Raw genomic sequence first — 8,418 nt, forward strand, 5'->3', positions numbered from 1 at the left:
ATTGAGTTTTTAAATGCTGAAGGTGAATTAGAAAAATTAGAAAAACTTATTCAATTGCATGATTTTGAGGTATATCATTTTGCCAATAATGCTTGGAAACTGCTCTCAGAGCACGATAAAAAGTTGTTAGATCCAACAAGGTCTCTACAAAAACAAGGAATCAATTTTGTTTTTATTCCAAAGGAATTAACTATTCAACTTTAATTTTTCGAATTTTATATTTCAGAAAAAATGTGTGGTATTAATGGATTTTTGACCTATAGTAATTTAAAAAATCACTCAGCTCAGTTAAAATTCATGAATAATTTAATTATTCATAGAGGTCCTGATGCCGAAGGTGAATTTATTTCTATCAGCGATTCTTTTACAATAGCTATGGGAATGCGTAGGCTTTCAATTATTGATTTAAGTAATGGAGATCAGCCTATTTATTCAGAAGATAAATCTAAAGTAATTGTTTTTAATGGTGAAATCTACAATTATCAGATTTTAAAAAATCATTTAATAGGACAAGGAGTTGTTTTTAAAACTAATTCGGATACAGAAGTAATTTTAAGATTGTATGAAAAAGAAGGTCCGAAATCTTTTGGTAAATTAGACGGCATGTTTGCATTTAGTATTTATGATAAAACAATTAATAAAATATTTATAGCTAGAGATTTTTTTGGTGAGAAACCACTTTATTATTCACATACAATAAATGGTTTTATTTGGGCATCTGAGCTTAAATCTATAATATCAAACTTGCCACATACGCCAACGATAGATAAAACTAGTCTAGCCTTATATTTTCAATTAACTTATATTCCTGCACCATTTACTATATACAATGGTATAAAAAAGTTAGAAGCTAATCATTATATTGAATTGAATTGTAGTAAAAATACCTTTTCAATTTTTGAAATCGCTAGGTCTACTAGTTATGTATCTTTTGATTCAAAAAATGAAGCGATTAAGATAACTCACGATTTAGTAAAGCAAAGTGTATATTCTAGATCTATTTCTGATGTTCCTTTAGGTACTTTTCTATCAGGTGGTGTAGATTCTTCTATTGTATCACTATGTCTTGCGCAACAACAAAATAAAAAAATTGATACATTTTCTATTGGGTTTGATAAAAAGTCATTTGATGAATCTGATAAATCAAGGATAGTAGCGAAATTGATTAATAGTAATCATCATGAATTTATCATTTCTGAAAAAGATTTGTCAGCAAATATTGATGAAATTATTTTAAATTTTGATGAGCCATTTGCTGACTCTTCTGCACTAGCTACCTACTTGGTTTCAAAAAAAACCAAAGATTTTGTAAAAGTTGCATTAACAGGTGACGGGGGAGATGAAGTTTTTGGAGGCTACAACAAATACTATATGGGTAAGTTAAATAGAAGATATACTTCTTTTATACCACAAAAATTACATGCTTTCAGTTTAAATTTTTTAGAAAATTTAATAACTACTAAGGAAGATTCTAGGGGTAATAGGTTTAAAATAAAAAGATTACTGAAGTCAATTAACTATAATGGCGACTTCTATTATAACATTATTTCATTGGGTTTTACAGATGCTGAAGTAAAGACAATTTTGAATTCAGATTTGTATAATAGTGATGGTCTCCAGTATTTCAAAAATAAAATCCAATCTAGTAATAATTCCATTTCTGATTTTAGAATTATTGATAAGTATCTGAGTTTGGAAGGAGATATGTTAGTTAAGGTGGATCGAACTAGTATGTTAGCATCATTGGAATGCAGAGCGCCATTTTTGAATAAAGAATTATGGGATTTTGCAAATCAACTGCCTGATTCGTATCTGATTAAAGGCTGGGACAAAAAACATATACTTAAGGAGGCTTTTAAAGAATATTTTCCTAATAATTTTTTGAATAGATCGAAGAAAGGGTTTGGTGTCCCAGTTGGTGATTGGTTGCGTTCAGAATTGCGAACTGAGTTACTTTCTTTTATTGATGAAACACTTGTAACTAAACAAAATATTTTTCAGTTTGAATCTATTTCAAGATTAGTTCATAATCACTTAGATTCTAAAATAGACAATACATTTAGGGTATGGGCTTTCTTCTGTTTCCAAAAGTGGTATTGTAATGTTTATGAAGCCTAAATTAGTTCGAATTACTACTGTTCCCGAATCTCTAAAGACACTGTTAAAGGGGCAGCTACGATTTATGTCTGAAAACGGATACGAAGTTTTTGGCATATCAAGTAAAGGTGTTTCACTTTCAGAAGTAAAATTACATGAGGGAATAGAAGTGTTTGAAATTGAAATGAGTCGAAAAATAACACCTTTCAAGGATTTAATCTCTCTCTTTAAATTAATTAGGTTAATTAGAAAATTGCGGCCTAATATTGTTCATACTCATACACCAAAGGCTGGAACTCTTGGTATGTTGGCTGCGAAATTAGCAGGTGTTCCCGTTAGGTTACATACTGTTGCTGGCCTGCCTTTATTAGAAGCGAAAGGTATCAAAAGAATAATACTTAATGTTGTTGAAATAACTACATATTTTTTTGCAACTAAAGTATATCCCAATTCAGTTGGCTTGGAAAAAATTATTCAGAAAAATCGATTTTGTAATTCTAAAAAAATAAAAGTTCTTGCAAATGGTAGTACCAATGGAATAAATACATCCCATTTTAATCCGGATCTTTTTTCAATGGAATCTAAGTTAGATTTAAAATCTAAACTTAATATAGAATATAATGACTTTGTTTTCATTTTTGTCGGAAGACTTGTTGGAGATAAAGGAATTAATGAATTAGTTACGGCATTTTATGCAATTCAAGAGAATGATAAGGGTTGCAAATTGTTGCTAGTTGGTAATTATGAAGATGAATTGGATCCACTTGAAAATAATACAAAAAAAATTATTGAAAATAATTCTAATATTATCACAGTTGGTTTTCAAGTAGATGTCAGACCTTTTTTGTCAATTGCCAACTGTCTTGTCTTTCCGAGTTATAGAGAAGGATTTCCTAACGTAGTAATGCAAGCTGGCGCAATGGGATTACCAAGTATAGTTTCAGATATTAATGGTTGCAATGAAATTATTAGAGAAGAAATTAACGGAACAATTATTCCTGTTAAAAATACGGAAGCCCTTATTGAAAAAATGCAACGTGTTTACCATGATACCTTCTTATATAAAAAACTGCAAATAAATACAAGGAAAATGATAGTGGAAAAATACGAACAAAAATTTGTTTGGAATGAACTGTTGAAAGAGTATAAAAAATTTACAATATGAACTTTTTAAACACTAATAAATTCTTTTGTATCTTTTTTTTAGATTTGCTAGGCTGACTAGAAGATTTGCAACTTGGTATAATTTAGTTTTGAATAACTTTTTTCAATTTTGTAGACTTACCCTAAGGTCGGCCATTTAAAGTTAATTTAGTAATATATGTGTAAATCCAAAATTGCAATTTATGGATCTGGTAGTTTCGGTCAAGAGGTTTATTTGTTAATTGACACTATTAATAAGTCTTCTGAGAGTCCGTTATTCGATTTTATTGGTTTTTTTGATGATGATATTCAAAAATTAGGGAAATCATGTAAATATGGCAAGATAATAGGTAGCAGTAAAGATATAAATCAAATTAAGGAACCATTAAATATTGTTATAGCAATTGGTATTATGAAAAATCTATTGATTATGAGAGAAAATATTGTTAATACCAATATTGCTTTTCCAAATTTAATGGCTCCTAATAATATATTTTTCGCAAGAGATAGTTTGTCGATAGGTATTGGTAATATAATATTAAGTAATTCAATAATCTCATACGATGTAAGAATAGGCGATTTCAATATTATAAATACACAAGTTAATTTTGGGCATCATGTGGAAATTGGAAACTACAACATTTTAAATCCTAATGTCCAGCTATCGGGTAATACAAAAATTGGAAATTACAATAGTATAGGGTTAAACAGCGCTTTTTTACCCAATAAAGTAATTGGTGATTCAAATGTGGTTGTTCCTGGATCAATTATTTCAAGAAATTTTAAAAACAGTAACTTTCTTGTCGGAAATCCGGCGACTAACATTAAACTTTAATCATTATGGATATTAATTTTTTTATTAAACAGTTTGCTGAACAATTTGATGAAACAGATTTAGATATTTTTAAATCAGAAACAGATTTCAAGAACATTGAGGAATGGAGTTCATTAACAGCCTTGTCTGTTATAGCTATGGTTGATGGTTGTTTTGGTGTGCGTATTAATGGTGATGATATCCGATCTGCTAATACAATTAATGATTTATTTAAAATAGTAATTAGTAAAAGATAGAAGAATGTATAATCCTTTTTCACTTGCTGGGAAACAAATATTAGTTACAGGAGCCTCATCGGGCATAGGAAGGGCTGTAGCTATTGAATGTTCTAAATTAGGAGCAATAGTATATATCACAGGGCGTAACGTGGATAACCTCAACAAAACATATTTGGAGTTGGAAGGCGTAGAGAATGCTGCAATACCTGCTGATCTGACCAATATTAACGACTTAGATACTTTGGTGGCTCAATTGCCTGTTTTAGATGGGGTAGTGCATAGTGCTGGAGTATCTTATCCCACACCATTCCCGTTTGTAAATGCAGAGAAAATCAATCAAACATTTTCGGTTAATTTCAACGCTCCTGTACTTTTGAATCTGGCTTTGTTAAAACAGAAGAAGTTAAATAGAAAAGCATCTATTTTATTTATTTCGTCGATTTCTGGCGTGCATATTTCCTCTCCTGGAGGATCTGTATATTCTGCTTCAAAGGCAGCTATAAATGGAATCATGCAAGGAATGGCTATTGATTTGGCAGGAAAAGGCATTAGAGTAAATTCTATTAACCCTGGTATGGTTGAAACTGATATATTACTTGGAAGTGGACTAACAGAAGAACAATTGTTGGATGAAAAGAAAAAATACCCTTTGAAACGTTTTGGTCAACCGAATGAAATTGCCTATGCTGCTGTTTATTTATTGTCTGATGCAAGTCAATGGGTTACTGGTTCAAATTTAAAAGTTGATGGAGGATACTCAGTATTATAATTAACCTAAATATCTATATATGGAACTTGAAAAAAAAATAATAAAAATTATCGCTGAATCATTAGAAGTTTCAGAAGATCAAATTACAGAAGATACAGCTATAGGTGACATTCCTGAATGGAATTCCTTAGGACATATTGTACTTATATCGAGTTTAGAGAAAGAGTTCTCTATAAATTTTGATCCTGAAATTATTATGGATCTGGAGGATGTTAGTGATATCGTTGCAGCAATCGAAGAGAGATTAAAAAGAAACTAAGATGTCTCTTCTTCAGAGTGTAGAATACAAAGTTTTTCATTGGGCTAAAACTACTCCTGAGAAAATAGCCATTTACAATAGGGATGAGCGTATTTCGTATTCGCAACTAGCATCTTGCATTCAGAATGTTTCAAATTCACTATTAGCTAAACACTCTCTAAAAAAGGGAGACATTGTATTTCTGATTGCGGATAAAACTCCAACCTTTATTTACAACTATTTCGCCTTGCACTTATCAGGAGCTATTGCCGTTATGATCGATCCTGAAATAACGGCTCAGCGTTTTGAGATGATAAAATCCCGAACCCGGCCCCGGTTCATTTTTGGGAACCCCACCAAAGCCATTCCGAGGGAATATGTAACTGAAATGACTTCAACAGAAAATTCTAAAGTTAACGTCAGTTTTGATGAAGTTGTATTCCCTGATTTGCAGGATAAAGCTGACATTTTGTTTACCACGGGTACCACTGGCATATCCAAAGGTGTTTACCTTACTAATGGAAACATTGCAGCAGCAGTTCGAAACATTAACAGTTTTATTAAAAACTCGGAAACAGATATTGAGTTGCTAGCACTTCCAACCAGTCATTCTTTCGGATTGGGTAGAATAAGATGTGTTCTTTCGGCAGGTGGTGCTATTGTTTTAATAAACGGCTTTACCAACATCAAAGGTTTTTTTCGGCTTATAGAAGAATTCCACGTCACCGGTCTTGCATTTGTGCCGTCAGCTTGGGCCTATATCAAAAAAATGAGTGCTAACCGAATAAGCGATTTTGCACATCAGTTAAAATATATCGAAATCGGAAGTGAGTACTTGTCAGTTTCTGATAAAAAACAACTGATTGAATTGTTGCCCCACACTCGCATTTGTATGCATTACGGATTAACAGAAGCATCTCGTTCAGTTTTTCTAAATTTTAAAAATGATTATCTAAACCTAGATACATTGGGTAAAGCATCTCCAAATGTTGAGGTTGAGGTTGTGGGCGAATCAGGCGAATCGTTAGGTGAAAATTGTGAAGGCGAAATATGTATCAAGGGAGATCATGTAGCCAGATTATATGTTGGATTGTCTGAAGAAGAAGTGAAAGACTTTTTCTGGAAAGACTATATCCGGACAGGAGATTACGGGGTAAAATTACAAAATGGATACCTGAAGATTGTAGGCAGGAAAAAGGAAATTATTAATGTAGGAGGTAAGAAAGTTTCACCCATTGAAATTGAAGAAATCTTAAATACAATCAACGGTATTTCGGCTTCTGCCTGTGTGGGAATTCCTGATCCTAATGGTATTTTGGGAGAGGTGGTTAAAGCTTTTATGGTTGGTGATTCCTTGCTGTGTGATATGACTGAGGTCAAAAATAAAATTACAACATCTCTTGAATCGTATAAATGGCCTTTTGAGTATGTGTGGATCGATGCTTTACCCAGAACCGAATCCGGAAAAATAAAAAGACTAGAACTTAAAAATAAGTAGTAAAATATGTGGGAACCTAGTGGATTATATTCCAAGTTTGTCCTTAAAATGCCAACTCTCCTCTTCGGAAAAAATGCATTAAATGGATTGAAGAACTTTCCAGCATCCAGAGTTGCAGTTGTTCACGGAGCAAGTCTGTCAGAGGATTTGAAAGATAAAATTAAAAGTGCAATATCATCTTTTGAAGTAATATTCATCGAAAAAAGTTGGGGAGGAGAACCCGAGTTAAATACTCTAAAGGATTCCTTACGTAGGATAGAGTTATTTAAGCCGGACGTAATTTTTGCCGTTGGAGGAGGAAGTGTTATTGACGGTACAAAAATGCTTCGAGCATTTTATGAATTTCCGTACTTAAATGTTCAGACTCGAAACTTCAACATGTTGAACTTTAGCACGCGTTTTATTGCTATTCCAACAACTATCGGAAGTGGTGCTGAAATATCTTCTGCTTCCGTTTTGTACGATCGGGAACAAAAATTAAAAGATTTTTTTATCTCCCATTCGTTTATACCAGAAATTATCATTCTTGATCCTCGATTTATTTTGGATGCTCCTGATGATATTCTATTTTCAACAATGGTAGATGCTATTTCACATGTGGTTGAAGGTTATGTTTCGTTATTGGATAATCCGGTTGTGGATATTTATGCCGAGAAAGCTTTACAGTTAATCGCTGAAAATTGGGAGGTGTTCAAAACTACTCGAACATTTGAGTCGGCACAAAACCTCCAGTTTGCAGCAGTTTTGGCAGGTCTTGTTCAAAATCATTGTATCGTTGGGGCTGCTCACGGTCTAGCCCATCAGTTAAGTTCCTACGATTTTTCACACTCATCAGCTATTTCTATGGTCCTTAAGGCTGTAATTAGTAAAAATGCAGAAAACCCTAATGTAAAACGTAAATACGAGAAACTTGCCTCAGCTTCCGGAATTATGGATGGGGTTGATGGCCTCAATAAACTCATTGAGGCTGTGTCTGTTGCCTCAAATAATCAAAAAGATAGAGAACGTTTTAAATCCTTGTTGAACACAATATTCAAAAATGATGTTTTCTTTTCAAATGCTATGAAAGACAAGGGTGCAAAAGGTAACCCTTTACCGTTATCCGAATCGTTCTATAAAGAAATATTATATTCAATATGATTTCCAGCGTGAATAAAACCGATGCTTTATTGGAATTACACCCTTATTCTTATGAAGTGTTGCAACGTAAAACATTGTTTAATGAATCTTTGCTTGAGGAATTAACTCATCATTACAACAACAATAAATATTACCGAAAATTTTGTGAAAGAAAAGGATTTAATCCGGAGACGTTTTCGGGGGATATTTCTGATATTCCGGCTGTTGCTGTAAGTGTATTCAAAGAACTTGGTTCCATGCTCAGATCTGTGGAGGCAGATGATATCAAAATATCACTGCAATCTTCAGCTACCTCAGGAGTACCAAGCACTGTTGTTTTGGATAAAATAACTTCAAAAAGACAGTCGAAAGCAATGATAAAGGTGGTTCAGGAGTTTATTGGAAAAGAACGTAAACACTTTATTATTTGTGATGTAAAGCCTAATCCCGAAAATTTAAAATTGATGGGTGCCCGATTTGCAGCCATAGGAGGGTATCTGA

9 protein-coding genes and 1 pseudogene are annotated in these 8,418 nt (G+C 32.7%); all 10 read left to right on the forward strand.

Annotated features, from left to right (window positions below):
• Positions 1-204, forward strand: a 204-nt coding sequence (locus ACOYLT_RS09080) for a hypothetical protein (RefSeq protein WP_422853541.1), incomplete at its 5' end; no start/stop codon positions are given.
• Between the two features lie 27 nt (positions 205-231).
• Entirely contained in the window at positions 232-2,118 is a 1,887-nt protein-coding gene (gene asnB, locus ACOYLT_RS09085; protein ID WP_422853542.1) for an asparagine synthase (glutamine-hydrolyzing), read from the forward strand.
• Complete coding sequence (locus ACOYLT_RS09090) at positions 2,108-3,262, forward strand: glycosyltransferase family 4 protein (RefSeq protein ID WP_422853543.1); 1,155 nt, start codon at positions 2,108-2,110, stop codon at positions 3,260-3,262. The genes asnB and ACOYLT_RS09090 overlap by 11 nt, the downstream gene beginning before the upstream one ends.
• Before the next feature lie 156 nt (positions 3,263-3,418).
• Entirely contained in the window at positions 3,419-4,075 is a 657-nt protein-coding gene (locus ACOYLT_RS09095; RefSeq protein WP_422853544.1) for a serine acetyltransferase, read from the forward strand.
• A 5-nt stretch (positions 4,076-4,080) separates the two neighbouring features.
• On the forward strand, positions 4,081-4,311 hold the full coding sequence (locus ACOYLT_RS09100; RefSeq protein WP_422853545.1) for an acyl carrier protein: 231 nt from the start codon (positions 4,081-4,083) through the stop codon (positions 4,309-4,311).
• Positions 4,312-4,315: 4 nt separating this feature from the next.
• Entirely contained in the window at positions 4,316-5,062 is a 747-nt protein-coding gene (locus ACOYLT_RS09105; protein WP_422853546.1) for an SDR family NAD(P)-dependent oxidoreductase, read from the forward strand.
• A gap of 19 nt (positions 5,063-5,081) precedes the next feature.
• Positions 5,082-5,321 carry an acyl carrier protein gene (locus ACOYLT_RS09110; protein ID WP_422853547.1) on the forward strand — a complete coding sequence of 80 codons (240 nt, stop codon included), beginning with the start codon at positions 5,082-5,084 and terminating at the stop codon, positions 5,319-5,321.
• A gap of 1 nt (position 5,322) precedes the next feature.
• Positions 5,323-6,798, forward strand: a complete 1,476-nt coding sequence (locus ACOYLT_RS09115) for a class I adenylate-forming enzyme family protein (RefSeq protein ID WP_422853548.1) — start codon at positions 5,323-5,325, stop codon at positions 6,796-6,798.
• Between the two features lie 48 nt (positions 6,799-6,846).
• Positions 6,847-7,938: an iron-containing alcohol dehydrogenase gene (locus ACOYLT_RS09120; protein ID WP_422853549.1), complete on the forward strand. Its 1,092-nt coding sequence runs from the start codon at positions 6,847-6,849 to the stop codon at positions 7,936-7,938.
• Positions 7,939-7,946: 8 nt separating this feature from the next.
• A pseudogene (locus ACOYLT_RS09125) lies at positions 7,947-8,418 on the forward strand (hypothetical protein); the annotation flags it as partial.

Source organism: Flavobacterium sp., assembly GCF_049318185.1.
In the GTDB taxonomy this organism is placed as follows: domain Bacteria; phylum Bacteroidota; class Bacteroidia; order Flavobacteriales; family Flavobacteriaceae; genus Flavobacterium.

Bases quoted from the DNA above. Each gene is read 5' to 3' on its own strand.
- asnB (WP_422853542.1), top strand. From the start codon at position 232: ATGTGTGGTATTAATGGATTTTTGACCTATAGTAATTTAAAAAATCAC.
- ACOYLT_RS09090 (WP_422853543.1), top strand. From the start codon at position 2,108: ATGAAGCCTAAATTAGTTCGAATTACTACTGTTCCCGAATCTCTAAAG.
- ACOYLT_RS09095 (WP_422853544.1), top strand. From the start codon at position 3,419: ATGTGTAAATCCAAAATTGCAATTTATGGATCTGGTAGTTTCGGTCAA.
- ACOYLT_RS09100 (WP_422853545.1), top strand. From the start codon at position 4,081: ATGGATATTAATTTTTTTATTAAACAGTTTGCTGAACAATTTGATGAA.
- ACOYLT_RS09105 (WP_422853546.1), top strand. From the start codon at position 4,316: ATGTATAATCCTTTTTCACTTGCTGGGAAACAAATATTAGTTACAGGA.
- ACOYLT_RS09110 (WP_422853547.1), top strand. From the start codon at position 5,082: ATGGAACTTGAAAAAAAAATAATAAAAATTATCGCTGAATCATTAGAA.
- ACOYLT_RS09115 (WP_422853548.1), top strand. From the start codon at position 5,323: ATGTCTCTTCTTCAGAGTGTAGAATACAAAGTTTTTCATTGGGCTAAA.
- ACOYLT_RS09120 (WP_422853549.1), top strand. From the start codon at position 6,847: ATGCCAACTCTCCTCTTCGGAAAAAATGCATTAAATGGATTGAAGAAC.